Raw genomic sequence first — 21,071 nt, forward strand, 5'->3', positions numbered from 1 at the left:
GCTCAAACCGCCACAGGGTGGAATGGCTCGGGGGTGTTGGATCCACCAGGGTCCCGGGGCTCACTCTGCTGTTGCAGGTATTCCAGAATAGCGTCTTTCAGATCGCTGCCCTGGCCCAACCCCTGATTACCGAATAAGCGGTTGAATTCCAGCACAAAGGGATAGCCTTCAACCAAGGCAATATCGAAACCGGCGTGATCCACGCCAAGCTCTCGGGCAAGCCGCAGCGCCAAATCGGTCATCACCTCCGGCACCGGGCTGTTATCAATCTTGCCGCCCTTGGATACATTGTTGTAAAAGCCCTGATCCGCCTGGGTGCGCCAATAGGCTGTCACAACCTTATCGCCCACCACCACAATGCGCGCATCGCGATCCAGCGGCAGGTATTCCTGAGCGTACAGGACCTCGGTGCGATCGCAGTATTTATGCCAATCGTCACGGGTTTCAATCAGCCACACACCTTCGCCCATGCTGGCTTTGGGCAGCTTTGCCACAAACGGCAGCGCCATCACACTCCAGATGTGCTCGCGCTCCTCCGGGCCGTTAGCCTCAATGATTGTCCAGGGAATGTGCTCTGGCGCAACCGCCTCAAACGCCCGGGTCATTTCCACTTTGTCGTGGCCAATGTGGTAGCTCGCCACACTGGGGAACACACGACATTTCAAGCCATGTACCAACGCATTGAGCTGCCAGTATTCGGGGAATAGCACCCAGTCTGCATTGCGCAGCAATTCTTTATGGCGCAGGTAATTCTCCGGTTTCAATACCGTCGTATCCGGAAAGCCAAGTGTGCGGAAAATATTAAATGATACGAAATTCATGGGCGGGATCGCGCTGAGTGAAGTGCGCAATTTTTAAGCAGTTTCACCTTGGGCGCAAGTATTTTTTTGTGGGCCAAATTGACGGTGGTCATGGCTTTCAGTAACGCAACTGATAATAATTCGCATTACATTATGCGTTAACTTACCACGGAGCTTTACCATGACAATCGTTCGCCAGTTTACCGCCGTAGCTGCCTCCCTGCTGATCGCCGTGCCCGCATTTGCCGGCGACAGCAGCCACTTCAAAGGCCAGCCAGCAAACACCCTTGAGCAGGCCGTTGCCAATTTTTCCGAGTACAACACCAAGCTGGAGAAAGTGCTGGCCGGTGAACTCACCCCGGAAGCCATGAACGAAGTACACCAACTCACCTACACTCTTGAAAATGCCCTGCAAAAGCTGGATGACGAGATTGATGCACTTGAGGATACTCTGGAGAAAGTCCACAAGGCCTCCGAGCATGCAGACCCGGATACCGTGCGCACCGCCGGCGAACAGTACCTCAGCAACAGCCGGAAAATGATCAAGTAGTTATTGGCGGGGCTTTCGTTTAACGCCCTGCTGGGCAACAGCGGTTAGCGGGTCTTCTGGCCAGGGATGTTTGGGGTAGCGGCCACGGGTGTCTTTGCGCACCTGGGGGTAAACGTTAACCCAAAAGCTGGCCAGATCGGCCGTAACCGCCAGCGGCCTCTGGGCCGGGGAAAGCAGGTGAATCAGCACAGGCACTTTGCCGCCCGCAACCGCAGGTGTCGTTAACCAGCCAAACAGGGCCTGCAACTTGGCCGCCAATACCGGGCCATTCTCTGCGGTGTAATCCAGGGTTACGGAGCTGCCGGTGGGAATGGTCAGGCTGGTTGGGGCCAACTCCCCCAGCTGCTGCTGTTGCGGGTAGTCCAGCACACTGCTCAGGACATTCTGCAGGTTCAGTTTGGCCAGATCAGACCAGCGGCTGATGCCGCTCAGGAAGGGCCCAAGCCATTCTTCCAGAGATTCTGTCAGGGCTTGATCACTGACATCCGGCCACTGCCCGGGAAAGTGCCTGGCCAGCATAGCAACTCGCGCCTGCCACTGCCGGGCAGCGGGCGTCCAGGGCAGGTTATCCAGGCCTCTGCGCCGAACGGCGGCGAGTATGCCCTGCTGAATCAGTTCCGGTGAGGGTTTTGCCAGCGGTTTTTCGGCAAGGAGCAGTGCCCCCAGCCTGCGTGTTTTGCGAGCGATCACTGTGCCGCGTTTATCATCCCATTCCGCTTCATCCTGCTCTCGAATATGAGCCGCGAGATCGGCTTCCAGCGTTGCAAGGTCCACTGGCGCTGCCAGATAAATCCTTGCTTCTCTGGCCTTACCGTCCAGATCTGCCGCCACCAGCCATTCATGCCGGGCCAGCCCATCGTCGTCTCGCAGTAGTGCGCCTTTGCCGTTGCTGAGCTGGTAGCGTGGTGTATCTCCGGGGCGGCGTTTGCCGATGCGATCCGGGTAAGCGAGCGCCAATAAACGCCCCACTTCCGTGGCCGTTGGCATGAGTTCTTGTTCGTTCTTTTCATTATCGCCAGACGCTGACAAACGCCTGGCCTGCTGGCGCAGTGCCTGAAGACGGTGCGGGTCTATACGTTGAGAACCTCGTTCTCCACGAAGCGCGCGGATGCGTTCATGCATGTCAGCACCGGCACCCGGGCCCAGCAAGTCCCTGTCTTCCAGCAACGCGGCCAGCTCCGCCGCCAGCTTGCCCAGCCCAAGCGATCGCCCGAGCAAGACCATGTGCGCCAATCTGGGGTGAATGCCCAACCCCCGCGCTGATTTCCCGTGATCGGTGATTGCGCCGTCATCATCCAGCATGTCCAGCCACTGCAGAAGTTCCACACCCTGCTGCCAATGGGCGGGTGGGGGCGGGTCGATCCATACCAGGTTATCCGGCGTTCGGGCGCCCCACTGGGCCAGTTCGAGCACCAGTGGCGCCAGATCGGCCTCACGAATTTCTGGTGGCGTAAAGTCTGCCAGCCCGAACTGTTCCGACTCACTCCATAACCGGTAACACACACCCGGCTCTACCCGGCCTGCGCGACCTTTCCGTTGCTCTGCGGAAGCTTTGGAAGCCCGGCCAGTAATCAGCCGTGTCATGCCACTATTTGGGTCAAACACAGCTCGGCGTTGCTGGCCGCTGTCCACCACCACCCGCACGCCTTCAATGGTCAGACTGGTTTCTGCGATAGCGGTTGCCAGCACGACTTTGCGAGTGCCCTCTGCAGCCGGCGCAATGGCCTGATCCTGCTCTGCCGCTTTCAGGTTGCCGAACAGAGGCGCGATGACAACGTTCGAGGCTACCTGCCCGGCCAACGCTTGAGCCACCCGGTGAATCTCTCCTGCACCTGGCAGGAACACCAGCACCGAGCCGGGTTGCTGCGCCAGAGCTTCGGATACAACTGCAACGACCTGATCGACCAGCCTTGGGTAGCGCTGCGTGGTGGGCGCAGGGCGATAGAACACCTCCACAGGAAAGGCTCGCCCTTCGCTGCTTAATACGGGTACATCTCCGAGCAGGCGGGCAATGGGGGCTGTGTCCAGTGTGGCGGACATCACCAGTACTCGCAGATCTTCCCTCAGTGCTTCTTGTGTCTCGCGCACCAGTGCCAGCCCGAGGTCGGCCTGCAGGGAGCGTTCGTGGAATTCATCGAAGAGCACAGCGGCGTAGTCTTCCAGCATGGGATCGCTCTGGATCAGCCGGGTGAGTATGCCTTCGGTCACAACTTCTATGCGTGTCAGGCCAGATATTTTGGTGTCCAGGCGCGTGCGGTAACCAATAGTTTGCCCGGGCTGCTCACCCAGCCGCGATGCCATGAATCTGGCCGCGGAACGAGCTGCCAAACGCCGGGGTTCAAGCATCAGGATTTTACGGCCTTGCAGCCAAGGTTCAGCCAGCAGTGCCAAGGGTACCCGCGTAGTTTTACCTGCGCCCGGGGGTGCCTGCAGCAGGGCCGTGGTGGCTTGCTGCAGGGTGTGTTTCAGCTCTGGGAGGATGTGGTCTATTGGGAGCACGGCTATCAATCGTGCGGAATTGTTCTTGCGTGCCAAGCTTCAGGCCTTGGAACAAAAAACACAAAAAGTAATCCGAAAACCAGCGCCCCGACACCTATACCGAAAGCGGATACCAGAGTGCCGCCGGCGTCGAGCCACTGTTTGGTTAGCCAAGGACCAGCCATTTGGGTGAACCCGTAGAGGGCGACCATGGCTGCAGACAACCGGGGCCCTTGATGTGGATGCAGGGCACGCCCAAGCCGCTGGGTGAGCAGCACCGTTCCCAGAAACGTGCTTCCTACCAGTGCTGCACATAACAACAGGCCTAGGGCGCCGGGCACGATAACGGCTGCCAGCACACCCGCAAGCTGAATCAGGAAATTCAGCTTCAACGCAGGTATATCGCCCATTTTCGTGCCCAGCTTATTCCACACCCAGGCGGCAGGAATTGTGCACAAGGCTACGATTAGCCAGGCCCCATCAAGCAGCCAGTGTTCGGCGTCGAGCTCGAGCTTTGCCAGCAGTGGCAGAAAGGTCATGGGAAGGATGTAACCCAGACCTGCGCCCGCGTACGACAGAAACAGAGGAATGCTGGCGCGATCGATTAACGGGGTTTTGGCTTTCACTTTGCCATCATTGCCAGGCACCTGATCTGGCACGTCGAGCTTTATCAAGCGGCGAGCGCCCCAAATGGCCAAAGGAATGGATGCCAGAGCCACTGGCCACCAGCGTGCAGCACCTTCCAGCCAATCTGCAGTGCCGGTAACGAGTCCACTGGAGAGTAGCAAGCCCAGCCCCACCCCAACGTAGACCAACCCACTCATGCTCGAACGGTTGCGCAGCACCAACCATTCCAGAATCAATGCAGGTGCCTGCACGAAAACAACTCCGTTAGCGACACCATTCAACCAGCGGGCGGTGGAGATGGCTGTCAGGTTGTCCGTTTGGGTAACGAAGATCGTGGTTATAACGTGAACGACGAGAAACGCGGGCAGCAAAATGCGGATATGGCTAACCCTATGCCAGCGAATCGCCAGCATGGCACCCATCAGATAGCCTAAATAGTTCCAGGTGGCGATTGCTGCGCCTTCCGGCGCGGTGAGCTGGCCGTCGTCGATCAGGTAGGGCAACAGCGGGGTGTAAACAAAGCGGCCCAGTGTGTGCACAACCATAAGCACAATGGCACCCGCAGCCAGAACGCTAAAGAGTTCTTTCAGAGTTGTGGTGTTCTGCTTGTACATACTGTCGGTTCCGGCGAGTGCATTTTCAGCCGGGCAGTCTATGCGAGTCGCGCCGCTATGTCAGTCTGACCTTAGCAGAACAGGCTGCTTATCCGCCTCAGGTGCGCGGGATTTCACTGTTGGCTTTAGCCCAAATGTAGATACGCTCAAAGGCTTCCGCCAGCTGTTCCGGGTTATGGGGTGGCTGAATCAATGCCGCCAGCTGGCCGTCGGGATTCACCAACGCAAAATGTCCACTGTGATCTACAAGCAGTTCACCGTCTACGTCTCGGTGTACAAACACGGCACTCAAACTTTGCGCCAGTGCACGCAATGTTTCCAGATCTCCAGTCAGGCCGTGAAAGTCTTCGCCGAAAAACCCGGTATAGGCTTTCAGTTTTTCAGGCGTGTCGTGTTCAGGGTCGGCAGTGACCAGCAGGTAATCCGGCTGGGGCAAGTCTTTCGAAAGTAGCTTGTCGGTGCGTCGCAGGTTCGCCATGGCCGCCGGGCAGATATCCGGGCAGTTGGTGTAGCCAACAAAAGCAAAGGTCCACTTACCCTGGAGACTCTCACGGGTGACGGTTTCGCCGTTTTCGTTCGTTAGCGTGAACTCGACAAGTGGCCGCGGTTGGTCATAAACATAGGTGTTCATTTCAGCCAGATCCGGAGCAGGCGTGGGCTCCCCGCTGTCCACCAGGAATACCTGCCGACCAATAACCAGGCCAAATACGAGTACCACCAACAACAGAAGTACAAACAGCGTGACCTTCAATGAACGATTCATTATTACTCCTAATGGCAAACTCTACGGTAACGCAGCGACAGTAGGAGGGATGCCTTTTCTGCAGGGAAAAAGATGTCTGAGCGCAGCGAGTTGTTTTTCCCGGAAGAAAAGGCATCCCTCCTGCTGGCGCGTCTGCACCAAGTCAGAAAAACACGTAGTGGTCTACAAGGAGTACCACAAACAGGGCCATCAGGTAAGTGATGGAGTATTTGAAGGTGTTAAGTGCCACTCGGCGGTCGTCGCCTTTTAGCAGGCGTATGGCGTACTGCAGAAAGCGTAGGCCAAGAGCGAGCGCGCCAGCGAGATATATCCAGCCGGACATACCTGTGACGAAAGGTAGCAGGCTGACTGCCAACAGCATCAGGGTGTAGAGCAGAATGTGCAGTTCAGTAAACTTATTACCATGGGTGACCGGCAACATGGGAATGCCGGCTTTGGCGTATTCCTCTTTACGGTGAATAGCCAGGGCCCAGAAGTGCGGGGGAGTCCAGGCGAAGATGATGAGAACGAGCAATAGGGCATGGCCTTCTACCTGGCCAGTTACTGCTGTCCAGCCGAGCAATGGCGGCATGGCGCCGGCGAGGCCACCGATGGTGATGTTTTGGGGCGTTGCCCGTTTCAGGAACAGTGTATAAACGCCGGCATAACCTACCAGAGAGGCCAAAGTAAGCCATGCGGTGAGATGGTTCACCTGCCACATCAATACCACCATGCCTACGCTGGCCAGCAGTGTAGCGAACACTATGGCTTCTACCGGAGAGATTTTACCGGTAGCCACAGGGCGCTTGCGGGTTCGGGCCATTACGGTATCTATTTTCTGGTCGACCACGTGGTTGACCACGGCGGCAGCGCCGGCAAGAAAGGCTATGCCCAGGTTGCCCCATATCAGCACGCTCAGGCTGGGCAGGCCGGAAGTGGCCAAGAGCATGCCAATGGCGGATGTCAGGATCATCAAGGCCACTACGTTGGGCTTGGTCAGCTCCAGATAATCTCGCCAGGATATGGCGCGTGCGGATTGGCTGGTCGTGTTGCGGGCCGGCAGTACGTCCACTTGCTCACTCATGCCGTAATCTCCTGATGCATTATTGTTGTATGTGTTGCTCTTGCGGCTTGTGCCTGGGGCAGCAGATTGTGCTGCCAGATCAGGTATATCACCGACAGCAGCAGCCCGGCGCCCATAGCGTTGTGGGCCACTGCAATCGGCAGGGGAATATGGAAAATAATGTTGGCGAGCCCCAGGGTTATCTGGGCCACCAGCGCTGCGGAAACCAGCAGCACCGGGCGGCGCAGTTCGCGACTGGCGCTTCTGCGCCAGATCAGGGTCAGCAAAACAGCGAAATACCCCAGAACCACCAGAGCACCAACTCTGTGGGTTACGTGTATGGCTACCCGGCCATGGGCTGTGAGTTGCCCACCCAGATAGTTTGGGCCCACATGCTGGGTAATATCGAAGCCATGCTGGAAGTCCATATCCTTTGGCCACCACTCACCCTGACAGGTGGGCAGGTCGGTACAGGCGACAGCCGCATAGTTGGCTGCCGTCCAGGCGCCCAAGGCAATTTGCAGGATTACCAGCAACAATCCGCCATAGAGCCAGGGACGGAATTTCGCAATGTGGGGCCTTGGCGCCGAGGGGTTCGGATTTTCTTCGGTGGCCTGTGTTGCAGAGAATTTTCTTAGCCGCAGCACCAGCAAGGTGAGCAAGCTCAAGGTGGTAAAGCCGCCAAGAAGGTGAAGTGCGACCACTTGAGGCCAGAGCTTCAAGGTAACCGTCCACATGCCAAACGCACCCTGCAGCAGAATAAACCCTGCAATGAACAGAGGCAGCTTGAAAGGTACACCGCTGCGGCGCTTGCGCACGGCGCTTACTGCCAGCCCGAACACCACCAGCCCCAAGGTGCCGGCGGCGTACCGGTGGATCATTTCCGGCCAGCCCTTGGCCACATCCACCGGAGAATCGGGGAACCGGGCATTGGCTATGGCAATGTGTGTGTCGCTCTGAGGCACTGTCATGAAGCCATAGCATCCAGGCCAGTCGGGGCAACCCAGCCCGGCATCCACCAGCCGGGTCCAGGCGCCCAGCATGATGACGACAATGGCGAGAAGCACTGAGAAAGTCGCCCAGTTTGCCATGGCTTTGGCGTTAGGCTGGTTGCCGGTAGACAGATGCGTCAAGGTAACTCCTCCGGGCTGAGCCTCAGCCCACCTGTGACAGTTTAAGCAGGTGTTTCAGATCTTTGAGCATGTCCTTGCCGGAGTTCTCCGGGCCGTAGTGCATCATCACATTGCCAAAAGGGTCTACCAGCATGATGCGCGGCTCTTTTTCCGGGTTAATTCCAGCTGGCCAGGCCGGCGTTTTGCCGGGAACAGGCCTCAGGCGTTCCATCAAGCGGTACTCGGTTGGCCAGCGCGCCGCCAGATCGCCGGTAATACCACCCAGCACAGCAGCTCTCGATACGCGGTTAGCGTTTTTTCCCAGGGCAATATTGGCCTGCCGGGCGAGGTAGAGCAGTTCTTCACAGCGGCTGTCACATTCGCCAGCAGCAACAACCAGCAGCCACTGAGGGTCTGTTTTGCCAGAAACGAAACGGTTGGCCAGAGGTACGCCGGAAAGTGTCTCAAGGTTGAGCGCGGCCACGGGCACCGTCGGGCTGATCAGCGTGCCGTGGTTCGTATGCCCTGCGGGGTTCAGCCAGCCGGTGTAGAACATGATAGTGGCCAGAATCATTGGTCCGAAACCCAAACCAAACAGCAACATAGCTGTACGCCGACCCCGGCGGATCTGTTCCGGAGTGGGGCCTTCTGTTTCGTCTTGCTGCGGTAACCCGTTAGCTATTGTCATTGTCATTATTGGTTCCTGTCTTTCGATAACTCGCGACTACACTCAATATAGTCAGCACCAGTGCAAGCGCAAACCATTGTGTCGCATATCCATAGTGGGTTTGTGGCCCCATGAGGTCTGGTTCCCAATCCGCACGATAGGCGCCCGGCTGCTCGCCGCTCGCAAGACGGATAATAGCACCGGGCAACTCGGGGATTTCAGCTCTTGCAACCGACCCGGGTAACGCCTGCACTCTGCGGGGCCATCCTTCGTCAATTGCTGATTTTGAGGACAGTACCGGTGGCTCCGGGTAAGGGCTTATCCGTCCGGTCAAACTGAAGACGCCTTCGGGGGGAGTAACATCCGGCAATTCATTTCGCGTTCTCGGTGCCCCGACCCAACCTCTGTTTACCAGAACTGCAGGGCCCTGCAGTGGGTAGAACGCCGTCAGAACCTCATAACCTGCAATGCCGTCGCGGGTCCGGTTATCCAGCAGCCAACTACGTTCGTCGTAGAGCCCGGTAACCGTAACCGGCCTGCCGCTATCAAGTCCGCTGGCCACCTGTTCCGGCCAATCAAGATCCTGTGCTTCTTGCTGCCACTGCTCAAGCAAAACCTGCTTTTCTTCAGCCCGGTTCAGTTGCCATATACCCAAACCCACCAGTAGCGGAAGAAAGGCCCCGGTAAACACCATCAACCGCCAGTTCAGCTGCCATTTTCGAGTGTTTTGTTTTGCCTCAGTCATGGTCTGCTATAGTGCGTTTGGCTTCAATCAGAACAAAAACCAGAGATCTTTTTATGCTCAAAGCCCTTATTATTTTCCTCATGCTCGCCGTTATCTTCAGCCTTTTCAGTGGCCTGTTCTTTCTCATAAAAGACGGCGGCAAAACTAACCGGGTGGTAAATTCTCTTGCTGTACGGGTAACCCTTAGCGTGCTTTTGTTGGCGGTTATTCTGCTGTCGCTTTGGCAAGGGAGCCTGACGCTACATCCGACTCCCTGACTGCAAACCCTTGTTGTGTCATATGACATATACGAACACGAACAAGCCCAACCAGACCACATCCACAAAGTGCCAATACCAGGACGTCGCTTCAAAACCAAAGTGGTTGTCTGCTGTGAAATGCCCTTTTTGAATTCGCATAAACATGATGATCAGCATCAGGGTACCCAGCATCACGTGAAAGCCGTGAAAGCCAGTGAGCATGAAGAAGGTGCTGCCGTAGATGCCGGATTGCAGCGTCAGGTTAAGATCCTGATAGGCGTGCATGTATTCTTCGGCCTGGAAGAAAAGAAACACCAGGGCCAGCACAATGGTTGCCCCCAGCCAGATTTTCAGTTTCTTTCTGTTATCCGCTTTAATGGCGTGGTGAGCGACCGTTATAGTGAACGATGAGGTAACAAGAAGAATGGTGTTTACCAACGGTAGACCCCAAGCGCCGATAACCGACTTTGGCGCGGGATAGGCTTCCGGATCCGGGTTGTTAATCAACGGCCAGGTAGCCTGGAAACCTTCCCAAAGCATATTGGAACTGCCGCGATCGCCCTCACCCCCGAGCCAGGGCACTGCAAACACCCGGGCGTAAAACAAGGCGCCAAAAAACGCCGCAAAAAACATGACTTCCGAGAATATGAACCAGCTCATGCCCCAGCGAAATGAGCGGTCCATCTGCGGGCTGTAAAGGCCGGAACGGCTTTCTTTGATGACGCTGCCAAACCAGCCAAACAGCATGTAAATCATAACCAATATGCCGGCCCAGAAAATCATCCAGGCACTACCGGTACTTTCCCCCTGATTGCTGGCGACCATAATTGAGGCCGCACCATATAACATGACGCCAAGGCCCACCGTAGCAATAATGGGCCACTTGCTCTGTTCGGGAACGTAATAGCTCTGATAATCCGCCATAGCAATCTCCGATGGCTTATCCGTTATCGATTATTGTTTTGTTTTTTGTACTTGTAGTTTCTATGACGGCCGCCTGGGGCTCGCCCTGATCATAAAGCGTATAGGACAGTGTCAGTTTCGTTATGTGGCTGGGCAAATCCTGATCCACAATGAACACCAGAGGCATTTCCGTATTCTGGCCTGCGGCCAGTGGCTGCTGGTTGAAGCAGAAGCACTCGGTTTTGTGGAAATACAGCGCACCCTCCGATGGCGACAGGCTGGGCACCGCTTGCCCAACCATATCCCGGTCGGTCGGGTTCTCCGCGTAGAAGTTCACGGTGGTGGCCTCCCCGGGGTGTACCTCAACACTGCGAGCAACCGGCCGGAATATCCAGGGCATGTCCGGCCCGTTCTGGGCCAGGAACTGCACCTTGATGGTGCGGCTCATGTCTGCAACCGGGCGCTCGGTAGACTCGTAGCGGCCGCTGGTCTTTCCGTTAATGCCGGTGATTTCACAAAACACGTCATACAAAGGCACTAGCGCAAAGCCGAAGGCAAACATTCCGGCCACGCTGGCAAGACACCAACCGATAACCCGCGCATTGCTGCGCGGAGGTACGGTTTTGTTTGCCGGTTGCTCAGCCATTTTTGTCAGCCTCCTATTTCACATCGGGTGGCGTGGTGAAGGTGTGGTAAGGCGCCGGCGAGGGCACTGTCCACTCAAGCCCTTCTGCACCTTCCCAAGGCTTGGCTGGTGCTTTAACACCGCCTCTGGCGCACTTAACAACAATCAGAAGGAACAGCAACTGGGTCGCGCCGAACATGAAGGCACCAATGCTCGACACCATATTGAAGTCGGCGAACTGCAGGGCGTAATCCGGAATCCGGCGCGGCATACCGGCAAGACCCAGGAAGTGCATCGGGAAGAAGGCCAGGTTCATGCCGACAAATGACAGCCAGAAATGGGTTTTGGCCAGCGTTTCGTCATACATATAGCCAGTCCACTTGGGCAGCCAGAAATAGGCCGACGCAAAGATACCGAAGATCGCACCTGGCACCAGGACATAATGGAAGTGAGCCACTACAAAGTAGGTGTCGTGGTACTGGAAGTCGGCCGGTGCAATCGCCAGCATAAGGCCGGAGAAGCCGCCGATGGAAAACAGGATCACGAAGGCGATGGCAAACAGCATGGGGGCTTCAAATGTGAGTGAGCCCCGGAACATGGTTGCCACCCAGTTGAACACCTTCACCCCTGTGGGTACGGCAATCAGCAGGGTGGCGTACATGAAGAAGAGCTGCCCTGCCAATGGCACGCCCACGGTGAACATGTGGTGAGCCCACACCAGGAATGACAAGAGCGCGATAGCACCTGTGGCATAGACCATGGAGGCATAGCCAAACAGACGTTTGCGGGAAAATGCCGGGATGATCTGGGAGATGGCTCCGAATGCCGGGAGGATCATTATATAAACTTCCGGATGCCCGAAGAACCAGAATACGTGCTGGAACAGCACCGGGTCGCCGCCGCCCGCCGCATTAAAGAAGCTGGTGCCGAAGTTGATGTCCATCAGCATCATGGTGACCACACCCGCCAGCACCGGCATTACCGCAATCAGCAGAAACGCAGTAATCAGCCAGGTCCATACAAACATGGGCATTTTCATCAACGTCATGCCCGGCGCCCGCATGTTCAGTACCGTGGCAATCACGTTGATCGCGCCCATGATCGACGACACACCCATGATGTGGATGGCGAAGATAAAGAAGGTGGTACTTGGAGGCCCGTAGGTCGTAGAAAGAGGTGCGTAGAAGGTCCAGCCGAAGTTAGGTGCGCCACCCTCCATGAACAATGTTGAAACCAGAATCAGGAAGGCGCAGGGCAGCAGCCAGAAACTCCAGTTATTCATCCTTGGCAATGCCATGTCTGGCGCGCCAATCATCAGCGGTATCATCCAGTTGGCAAGGCCGACAAACGCCGGCATAACCGCACCAAAGACCATAATCAGGCCGTGCATGGTGGTCATCTGGTTAAAGAATTCCGGCTGAACAATCTGCAGCCCGGGCTGGAACAATTCTGCCCGGATAACCATGGCCATGGTTCCCCCTAAAAGGAACATGGTGAAGCTGAATATCAGGTACATGGACCCGATATCTTTGTGGTTCGTGGTCAGCAGCCAACGGCTGATGCCGCGAGCCGGGCCGTGATGATGATCCTGTGCGTGGGTACCTGCAACCGCACTCATGAAAACCCCCGTTACCGCCAATTATTGTGGCTGGTGATATCTGTTATCTGGCGTTGATTACTGTTGGTTCTTGTAATCGAAGATTTCTTTTGGCGTGACCATGTCACCCATCTTGTTACCCCAGGCATTACGCTCGTAGGTAATGATGGCCGCAAGATCTGCTTCATTAAGCTGTCCGCCGAAGGCCTGCATTGCCGTACCTGACACACCGTTGACGACAACATCGATGTGCGCGGCTATGTCTCCGGTCGCAATTGCGCTGCCTCTGAGTGCCGGGAATGCAGGGGGCACACCATTACCATTAACCTGGTGACAAGCTGCGCAAGCTGTCGCGTAAGCCTTTTCGCCACGCTCCATCAGCTCATCCATGGTCCAGTCTTTCTGGGTCAGCTCACGCTCTTTCTCGGCTGCCGCTTTCTGATCGGCAACCCAGGTGTTGTATTCCTCTTCTGGGACGGCTTTCACCACCACTGGCATAAAGCCGTGGTCTTTGCCGCACAGTTCTGTGCACTGGCCCCGATAGGTGCCTGGTTTGTCTACACGGGTCCAGGCTTCGTTGATGAAGCCGGGAATGGCATCCTTCTTTACACCGAAATCAGGCACCCACCAGGAGTGAATCACATCGTTTGCCGTCAGCAGGAAGCGAACCTTCTTGCCCACCGGAATCACCATGGGGTTATCCACTTCCAGAAGGTAGTTTTCGCCCTTGGTCTGTCGGTTTCTGATTTGATCTGAGGGAGTTGTGAGATTGGAAAAGTAGCCGAAATCTTCGTTGATATATTCGTACTGCCACTTCCACTGGTAGCCGGTTACCTTGATATCAATATCCGACTCGGTGGTGTCGTACATATCAATCAGGGTGGCGGTGGCGGGAATTGCCATAATGACGAGAATGACAAGCGGTATGAGCGTCCAGAGGACCTCGACCATCGTATTCTCATGAAAATTGGCAGGTTTTGCGCCCTGGGACTTGCGATGGGCAAAGATAGACCAGAACATGATCCCGAAAACCACGGCGCCAATGGCAACGCAGATCCAGAAAATGGTCATATGAAGGTCGAATATATCGTTACTGGTACCGGTTACCCCGGGGGTCATGTTTACCGTCCAGTCCGCCATGGACAACGCGGGAAACAATAAACCGCCTGAAAGGGCACCTACCCGCTGAGCGTGCACGCGCATACTGTGTCTCCACAGAGTATTATTCTTGTCGGATTTTGCGTAATCCCTCTACTCTTTCGCCGGCGCTCGCATTCGCCGGAAATTCGCAGAGTGAAAGCCTGCTTATGGATACATCACAATCGAGTATAGACACAGATCAAAAAAACACTAAAAAGTCGCTAAACCCAAAAAGACTAAACACTCCCCTTTAAGAAGCAAATGGAATATGGCATTTAAACTGTCGGTTACAGACAGGCGTTTATGGGCACTGGCATGGCCATTGATGCTCACCAACCTCACCGTTCCATTATTGGGTCTGGTGGATACGGCTGTACTTGGGCATCTGGAAAGCCCGGAATATCTCGGTGCCGTGGCGGTTGGCGCCAACCTGTTCACCATCCTGTACTGGACCTTTGGTTTTATGCGCATGGGTACTACCGGGCTGGCCGCTCAGGCCTGGGGCAAGCGCGACAGCTTCAGCCAGGTTGCCCTGCTTTTACGCTCGGTGATGTTGGCGGTGGGTATCGGCCTGTTGCTGATTCTGTGCCATCAACCACTAATCCGGATCGGGCTGACTCTGATGAACGCCAGCCCGGAAGTCACCGACCTGGCTGCCGAGTATGCGGCAATTCGTATCTGGAGTGCCCCGGCGGTACTGTGCCAATACACGCTGGTGGGCTGGCTGATTGGTACTCAGTATGCCCGTGGGCCGATGATCATGTTGATCGTGGCCAACGGCCTGAACATTGTGCTGGATGTGTTCTTCGTGACGGTGCTGGGCTGGAACAGCCGGGGTGTAGCCATTGCTACTGTGATCGCAGAGTACGGTGCCGCCATCATCGGTTTCGTTATCGTGCTGCAGCGTATGCCTGACGGGCAAAGACTTACCCGGGCCCTATTCGGCACTCTTTCAGACTACCTGGCCATCCTGCAAGTGAACCGCTACATCATGGTTCGCACCATTGCGCTCTTATTGGTGCTGGCATTTTTCACGGCCCAAGGTGCTCGTCAGGGCGACACCATTCTGGCAGCCAACGCGGTGCTGATCACCTTCCTGCTGTTGATTTCCAATGCCCTGGACGGCTTTGCCAATGCGGCTGAGGCCCTGATCGGTGAGGCTGTTGGCCGAAACAGCAGGCGCCGCTTTATGGTGGTGTTTCGCTGTGCCTTGCGTTGGTCTCTCTGGGGGTCTCTGCTACTGACAATTCTGTTCATAGCCGGAGGTCGCAGCTTGATCGCGCTGCTGACCGGTATTGAGGAAGTTCGCACCACAGCCTCGCAATACTTGCCCTGGCTCTGGTTACTACCTTTTGCGTCTGTTTGGGGTTTTCTGTTTGACGGGGTGTTCATCGGCGCAACACGCACCCGGGATATGCAAAACACCATGTTATTTTCAGCACTGGGGGTGTTTGCCCCCATCTGGTGGCTTACCACCGGTTGGGGAAATCACGGCCTGTGGTTTTCTCTGATCTGCCTGATGCTTGCCCGCGCAGCCAGTATGGGTTTGCTCTGCTGGTCACACACCCGCAACGATCGGTGGTTCAGCGTCCGGTAGCCGATGTGCAAATGTTAACAATATCTGACACTCCAGAAATCGCAGCACGCCAAATCTCGTCTACACTTGTCAGAAAAGAAGGGCGCCTCGTGCCGGTATTTGGTGGCAACCCGCCGCAGCACAGTTGCCCGGTTACCCACTGCCCGATACGGGAGGCGCCTTGCGACCTCAACTTGTTCAGACACTGGCATGTCCTCAAATGACTCCACAGGCAGTTCTGGAAATCATTGACCACGCGCGGCGCAAGGAAGCTCGCACTGGAACCTTTCTGAAGCAGTTGCATAAAAAGGCAGCAGCATTGCCCTCGGCCGTCACCATTGAGGGCTACCAGCCTGCCGCCTGCCTGTTTCAGTTCGCCATTGAATACATAGAAATGGCACCGCGGCTGATAGAGTGTGTGGATGCCTGCGCACAGGAAGCCGGCACCGCCCAGCTGTTTGACCCTTTTGTGAAAGCTGCCATCGGCTACTTCACAGAGCCCTCGGTACTGCTTTTACACTACGATGGCCTGGACGGCCTTCTGATACGCGCCTACCTCTGCCACCGCCTGATGGAAGAGATGCACGAAAACAACCACTCCATACGAACCGGCGGGCTTGTCGATATTGAAGCAACTCGTGCTAACCTGCTGGTTCACGAGCTTATTGGCGAACCCTTCGCAAACGAACTGGACGACTCAATAACCGTGACCGTGCTGCAGATTGCCGGTACGCCGGATTACTATGAACTCAATCTGGACCCCTTCGTTGAACAGGTAAACAACGACGCCTGGAGCTGGATGCGACGCTACTGGGAGAACCTCCTGACCCGCAATCATATCCGCTTTTCGCTGGGCTCCAGCCTGACCTGACCCGGGCAGCAAACTCCGGGCAATTGAAAGGTTTTTATCAACATGACAAAGCAAACCGTTTTGCTGCTGGCAGGGTGCCTGCTGCTCACCCCTGCGCTGGCAGAAGAATTAACGGTACGAATTCAGATCACCGACGGCACGGGCCCGGTAACAGGTGCGGTGGTGTTCACGCAAGATAGCAGCCGCGCGGCCCCCATTCAGACAGAAGTGGTTCAGAAAGATCGCATGTTTCACCCCCACGTGCTGATCATACCCACCGGTTCCAAAGTAGACTTCCCGAACCGGGACAACACTCAGCACCATGTGTATTCCTTCTCGCCGGCAAAGCCCTTTAATCTTGAACTCTACGCGGGCAAGCCTGAGGCCCCGGTTGTATTTGACCAGCCAGGCATTGTCGAGCTGGGCTGCAATATTCACGACCATATGCAGGCGTTCATTGTGGTGGCAGACACCCGCGCCATCGGGCAAACCAACGAGCAGGGCGAGGTAAGCCTCCTACTCGATTTTGGCTCCGCTCCGGCACCCGGCGCACTTGACCTGAATATCTGGCACCCCCGTTTGCCAGACAACACAAGGCCGGTGATCCGGGAAATCGATGTCACCAGTCTGGCGGGCGTTTCCACAACATCCATCCCCATTGAGCTAGACCCGGAGCCACGGCATGATGGCCCTCTGGATCACCTTCAGAAACGCTTTCAGGAGCTTTGATGGGCCGCTTGGCTAACCGCATCGGATTCCGCGGCCGTCTGGTTACAGCCATGGTCGCGTTGGTGGCTCTGGTCAGCCTGTTGATCGGTGCACTCTTGATGGTGTACCTGTTCGAAGATGAAAAAAGCAGAGCCCTGGAACAGCTCACCATAGCCGAGCGTTTGACCAACGAAGTAATCGCCCGCCGCACCGATCTGGAACTCTCCCGGTTGAACGTGGTTGTGCGTGATTTCGGCTTTCGCTCTGCCATCGCCAGCCGCGACCCGGCCACACTCAGCAGCGCTCTGGAAAACCATAGTGGCCGCGCCGGGGCAGATTTCGCATTATTACTGGACCAACGAGGCGAGCTTCTGGCATCCACCCTGCGCCGGGATCTGCCGGACATTGCCCCCTCACAACTCACCAATGCCCGCCAAAACGGCTCTGGCCGCTCACTCCTGGCCATTGACCAGCGTGGCTATGAAGTACTGACTGTTCCGGTTGAGGCGCCAGGGCTACGGGCATGGTTGGTGGCGGGGTTTGAGCTTGATCAGGACTTGGCAGACATCATTGCCAGGCTCAGTGGCAGCTCCATCATTTTCCGCACAAGCGCAGACAGCCCAAGTGGCTTCACCAGTTTTGCGGCATCATCGGATATCAACAGCGCCATGGACCCTGCATTACTCCAATCGGCAGGTGGTCACAATTTCATCGAAAGCGCTCGCTATTTTACACGCACACTCAATCTCGGTGCCTCCAGACAAGGTGCCTTTGAGGCTATCCTGATGATCAGCCGGGAAGCTAGCCTGCAGAATTACTACAGCCGGGCTCTTGAAATAGCTCTGCTGGTGGCGGCGATTATGGTGTTTGCCACCGTTCTTGCACTGCTGGTGGCACGCTATCTGGGCAGGCCAGTGTTGCAGCTTGCCCAGTACGCCCGCGCCGTGGGGCAGGGGCTAAACCCGCACGCGCCAAACATCCGAACCGGCGGTGAACTCCTGCAGCTACGGGATACCTTGAGGGATACCCTGGCCCAGCTCAGCCGGCGCGAAGCCGAAATCCGCCATGCTGCAACCCATGATGAAGTAACCGGGCTCGGGAACCGTAATGCCTTGATGCACATGGCGACGGAAGGCTTCCGGACAGGACAACCTTGTAGTCTGATAGGGCTGCGTGTGAACGATCTTTCAGACATCAACGATACCCTCGGCATTGAATTCGGCGACAAAGTGCTACTTGGCCTGTCGCAACGGCTGCGGGACGAACTCTCCGATGCCCACCATATCGCACGAACCGGTGGCGGTGAATTTCTGGCATTGCTGCCAGCGTGCAGCCCGGAGGCTTTGGATCAAAGAGCGAAGGGCCTGCACGCCAGCGCGGAATCACCTCTGAATGTTGATAGCACGCCGTTTTCACTACGTACCACCCTGATATCCATGCAACTGCCCAACGACGCGTCTAATACAAATGAGCTGAGGCGCCGTGTGAACCTGACATTCGAGCAAGCCGTGCAACAGGGCAGCGCGATCACACGTTACGAACCAGGCCAGGACGAAAACCACCTGCGCGAGCTCAAATTGATTTCCGACCTGCACAGCGCCATCCGCAACAATGGCCTGCACATGAACTACCAGCCCAAGCTGGACAACCACACAGGCAAGTTGCTTCAGGTGGAAGCACTGGTGCGCTGGATACATCCGGAGCTGGGCTTTATCTCGCCGGAAGAATTCATCTTTCTGGCAGAACAGTCTGGCCAGATCCACGAGCTGACGGATCATATTTTACAACGGGTGGCCGATGAGGCCCGCGCCTGGTTCCACGGGGGCCTGGATGCGGGTGTGGCGATCAATCTTTCCGCAATGGATCTGACCAGGCCGGGGCTGGCCGAACGCGTAGCCCGAACCTTCGCAGACTGGCACCACAGCATGGATCGCATCACGCTTGAGGTCACAGAAAGCGCACTGATGGACGACCCGGTAGAAGCCATGGCAACGTTAAATCGCCTGCGGGATCTGGGCGTTACGCTGTCCGTTGACGATTTTGGCACCGGCTACTCTTCGCTGTCCCAGCTACGTAAACTGCCGGTTCAGGAGCTGAAAATCGACAAATCCTTTGTTTTGAAGCTGAATGCTGAACCTCAGGACCAGTTGATTGTGAAATCCACCATCGACATGGCCCACGGCCTTGGCTTGAAGGTGGTCGCAGAAGGTATCGAGAACCTGGAAACCTGGAAGCTGCTGCAGTCCTGGGGCTGCAACGTAGGCCAGGGCTTTTTCCTTAGCCGCCCGGTTTCCAGGGCTGACCTTATGCAGACAGCCGCTAGTCTTTTGGAGCGCCAGCACGAGCTGGCCGATATGTCTCAGGAGCATTCTTAATGACGCGCCTTGTTGCACAACCTATTAAAAAACTGTGGACCGGAACGCTTGTGCCGTTGATGGCTCTTGGGCTTCTGGTTTCTCCCGCGGTTATGGCCGATGTGGGTAGCCGCATCTGGGCAACCGGCGGCGTCACAACCATAGAAGGCAGCGCGGGCGGCGGCCTGGTGCCCTGGGCCATGCTTGGAAGCTACGCCAGTGACGAAGAGTGGGGCGGCACTCTGGCCCTCAGCCGCGCCGAGGTCGACGACTACAGCTTGGCTGTTACTGGTGCTGGCTTGAACTGGAACAATCGGGTTGAAGTAACCATCGCGCGCCAGACTCTGGATCTGGACAGCCTGGTATTCACCCTGAAAAACGGCTTCGGGCTGGAACAGGATGAACTAAACCAGGATATTTTTGGTGTGAAGGTGCGGTTGGCTGGCGATGTTCTCTACAGCCCCTGGGGGCAGTGGTCAGCGGGTGTACAACACAAGCGACAACGGGATTTCACCGTGCCAAACGCCATCGGCGCCCGGGACGACAACGGCACCGATGTGTACTTCTCTGGCTCCAAAGTATTTTTTGCCGCTGTATTTGGCCGTAACCTTCTGGTGAACGGCACTTTACGGGGCACCCGAGCCAATCAGGGCGGGTTGCTGGGTTTTGGCGGCGACTTGAACAACGGCTATGAAATAATGGCAGAAGCCGGTGTTGGCGTATTTATTAACCGACAATGGCTGGTGGGAGCCGAGTACCGACAAAAGCCCGACAACCTGAGCTTTGCCCGCGAAGACGACTGGTGGGATATGTTTATTGCCTGGGTGCCGGATCGCCGCCTGGCGGTCACAGCTGCATTTGTGAACCTTGGCGAGATCGCCACCCTGGAAGACCAGCAGGGTATTTATCTGTCTTTGCAGGGGAGTTTCTGATCATGGGCCTGCGCATAACGAAGACAACCATTGCCGCACTTTTAATCACAACAGGGCTTGTTCTGGGCGGCTGCCAGAGCCTTCAGCATGAACCGGATAACCGCCTTTATATGCAACTCGGTGAACGCTCCGGGATTGCCGATGTGGTAGAAGATTTGCTCTACCTGATTGTGGCTGACGAACGCATTAACCATCAGTTCAAAGGCATGAACGTTGCCCAGTTCCATCGCAACCTGACTGACCAGCTGTGTGAGCTTAGTGGCGGTCCTTGCACCTACACCGGGCGGGAAATGCGAGAGTTGCATGCGGATATGGGGGTCACAGCGACTCAGTTTAATGCGCTGGCAGAAAACCTTATTCTGGCTATGGAAAAAAACCGGATACCCACTGCTGCTCAAAATCAGCTGATTAAACGGCTTTTGCCAATGTACCCGGACATCAGGCATCTTTAACAACCACCAAGAGCCACTGCCGCCATAGGGAAGAGCACAGAATGACTGAAAAAAAGATCGAGATCCGGCCTGGCCGCTACCGCCACTATAAAGGCATGGATTACGAAGTAATCGATATTGCCCGTCACAGCGAAACCGAAGAGAAGCTGGTGGTTTATCGCTGCCTGTATGGCGACTACAGCCTGTGGGTGCGCCCGCTCAGCATGTTCCGGGAAACGGTAAACGTGGCGGGCGAGCAGGTTCCGCGTTTTGCCCGGATTGATAAGGACTGACGGTTACACAAGTCTTTTGACTCAG

Annotated in this window: 21 protein-coding genes; 9 read left to right on the top strand and 12 right to left on the bottom strand. The window is 56.2% G+C overall.

The annotated features are described in order from the left end of the window. Positions 1-2 precede the first annotated feature (2 nt). Positions 3-821 (bottom strand): ATP-grasp domain-containing protein, encoded by an 819-nt coding sequence (locus FFI61_RS12280; protein WP_200201543.1) that lies wholly within the window; start codon positions 819-821, stop codon positions 3-5. Positions 822-981: 160 nt separating this feature from the next. On the opposite strand from FFI61_RS12280, the gene FFI61_RS12285 reads away from it, so the two are divergent. Then, a complete protein-coding gene (locus FFI61_RS12285; RefSeq protein WP_200201544.1) occupies positions 982-1,350 on the top strand; it encodes a DUF6746 family protein in 369 nt (122 codons plus the stop codon). On the opposite strand, the gene hrpB is transcribed toward FFI61_RS12285, so the two are convergent. The 7 genes from hrpB to FFI61_RS12320 form a co-directional block, all read right to left on the bottom strand. Next, a complete protein-coding gene (gene hrpB / locus FFI61_RS12290) occupies positions 1,351-3,849 on the bottom strand; it encodes an ATP-dependent helicase HrpB (protein ID WP_200370929.1) in 2,499 nt (832 codons plus the stop codon). 5 nt (positions 3,850-3,854) lie between these two features. Continuing rightward, on the bottom strand, positions 3,855-5,069 hold the full coding sequence (locus FFI61_RS12295; protein WP_200370755.1) for a YbfB/YjiJ family MFS transporter: 1,215 nt from the start codon (positions 5,067-5,069) through the stop codon (positions 3,855-3,857). A 97-nt stretch (positions 5,070-5,166) separates the two neighbouring features. Beyond that, positions 5,167-5,832: an SCO family protein gene (locus tag FFI61_RS12300; protein ID WP_200370757.1), complete on the bottom strand. Its 666-nt coding sequence runs from the start codon at positions 5,830-5,832 to the stop codon at positions 5,167-5,169. Positions 5,833-5,974: 142 nt separating this feature from the next. After that, positions 5,975-6,895 carry a heme o synthase gene (gene cyoE / locus FFI61_RS12305; RefSeq protein ID WP_200370759.1) on the bottom strand — a complete coding sequence of 307 codons (921 nt, stop codon included), beginning with the start codon at positions 6,893-6,895 and terminating at the stop codon, positions 5,975-5,977. Continuing rightward, positions 6,892-7,965: a COX15/CtaA family protein gene (locus tag FFI61_RS12310; protein ID WP_200370930.1), complete on the bottom strand. Its 1,074-nt coding sequence runs from the start codon at positions 7,963-7,965 to the stop codon at positions 6,892-6,894. Before FFI61_RS12310 ends, cyoE begins: the two co-directional genes overlap by 4 nt. Positions 7,966-8,029: 64 nt before the next feature. Further along, positions 8,030-8,680: a hypothetical protein gene (locus FFI61_RS12315; RefSeq protein ID WP_227714873.1), complete on the bottom strand. Its 651-nt coding sequence runs from the start codon at positions 8,678-8,680 to the stop codon at positions 8,030-8,032. Continuing rightward, the gene (locus FFI61_RS12320) at positions 8,661-9,398 is read right to left on the bottom strand and encodes an SURF1 family protein (RefSeq protein ID WP_200370761.1); all 738 of its coding nucleotides are present in this window, start codon (positions 9,396-9,398) and stop codon (positions 8,661-8,663) included. Before FFI61_RS12320 ends, FFI61_RS12315 begins: the two co-directional genes overlap by 20 nt. Before the next feature lie 53 nt (positions 9,399-9,451). On the opposite strand from FFI61_RS12320, the gene FFI61_RS12325 reads away from it, so the two are divergent. Beyond that, positions 9,452-9,655, top strand: coding sequence for a twin transmembrane helix small protein (locus FFI61_RS12325; RefSeq protein WP_200370763.1), 204 nt, complete (start codon positions 9,452-9,454; stop codon positions 9,653-9,655). A gap of 18 nt (positions 9,656-9,673) precedes the next feature. Here FFI61_RS12325 and FFI61_RS12330 read toward each other — a convergent pair whose 3' ends face one another. The 4 genes from FFI61_RS12330 to coxB are packed head-to-tail and all read right to left on the bottom strand — an operon-like array spanning position 9,674 to position 13,965. Continuing rightward, positions 9,674-10,561, bottom strand: coding sequence for a cytochrome c oxidase subunit 3 (locus FFI61_RS12330; protein ID WP_200370765.1), 888 nt, complete (start codon positions 10,559-10,561; stop codon positions 9,674-9,676). Positions 10,562-10,577: 16 nt separating this feature from the next. Next, positions 10,578-11,186: a cytochrome c oxidase assembly protein gene (locus FFI61_RS12335; RefSeq protein WP_200370767.1), complete on the bottom strand. Its 609-nt coding sequence runs from the start codon at positions 11,184-11,186 to the stop codon at positions 10,578-10,580. Between the two features lie 13 nt (positions 11,187-11,199). Beyond that, a complete protein-coding gene (gene ctaD, locus FFI61_RS12340; protein WP_200370768.1) occupies positions 11,200-12,783 on the bottom strand; it encodes a cytochrome c oxidase subunit I in 1,584 nt (527 codons plus the stop codon). A gap of 57 nt (positions 12,784-12,840) precedes the next feature. Next, entirely contained in the window at positions 12,841-13,965 is a 1,125-nt protein-coding gene (coxB, locus tag FFI61_RS12345) for a cytochrome c oxidase subunit II (protein WP_200370769.1), read from the bottom strand. A gap of 205 nt (positions 13,966-14,170) precedes the next feature. Between coxB and FFI61_RS12350 the strand changes: the two genes are divergently transcribed. From FFI61_RS12350 to FFI61_RS12380, 7 genes are all read left to right on the top strand, one after another. After that, positions 14,171-15,499, top strand: a complete 1,329-nt coding sequence (locus FFI61_RS12350) for an MATE family efflux transporter (RefSeq protein WP_200370770.1) — start codon at positions 14,171-14,173, stop codon at positions 15,497-15,499. A 199-nt stretch (positions 15,500-15,698) separates the two neighbouring features. After that, entirely contained in the window at positions 15,699-16,349 is a 651-nt protein-coding gene (locus FFI61_RS12355) for a hypothetical protein (protein ID WP_200370772.1), read from the top strand. Positions 16,350-16,391: 42 nt separating this feature from the next. Then, positions 16,392-17,057, top strand: coding sequence for a methylamine utilization protein (locus FFI61_RS12360; RefSeq protein ID WP_200370773.1), 666 nt, complete (start codon positions 16,392-16,394; stop codon positions 17,055-17,057). Continuing rightward, positions 17,057-19,411 (top strand): putative bifunctional diguanylate cyclase/phosphodiesterase, encoded by a 2,355-nt coding sequence (locus FFI61_RS12365; RefSeq protein WP_200370775.1) that lies wholly within the window; start codon positions 17,057-17,059, stop codon positions 19,409-19,411. The genes FFI61_RS12360 and FFI61_RS12365 overlap by 1 nt, the downstream gene beginning before the upstream one ends. A 59-nt stretch (positions 19,412-19,470) precedes the next feature. Continuing rightward, positions 19,471-20,322, top strand: a complete 852-nt coding sequence (locus FFI61_RS12370) for a DUF3034 family protein (RefSeq protein ID WP_413785036.1) — start codon at positions 19,471-19,473, stop codon at positions 20,320-20,322. 2 nt (positions 20,323-20,324) lie between these two features. Beyond that, positions 20,325-20,774 (top strand): group I truncated hemoglobin, encoded by a 450-nt coding sequence (locus FFI61_RS12375; RefSeq protein WP_200370777.1) that lies wholly within the window; start codon positions 20,325-20,327, stop codon positions 20,772-20,774. A gap of 41 nt (positions 20,775-20,815) precedes the next feature. Continuing rightward, positions 20,816-21,046: a DUF1653 domain-containing protein gene (locus FFI61_RS12380; RefSeq protein ID WP_200201560.1), complete on the top strand. Its 231-nt coding sequence runs from the start codon at positions 20,816-20,818 to the stop codon at positions 21,044-21,046. The last annotated feature ends 25 nt before the right edge of the window (positions 21,047-21,071 follow it).

This window comes from Marinobacter sp. DY40_1A1 (assembly GCF_016597815.1).
GTDB lineage: Bacteria > Pseudomonadota > Gammaproteobacteria > Pseudomonadales > Oleiphilaceae > Marinobacter > Marinobacter xiaoshiensis.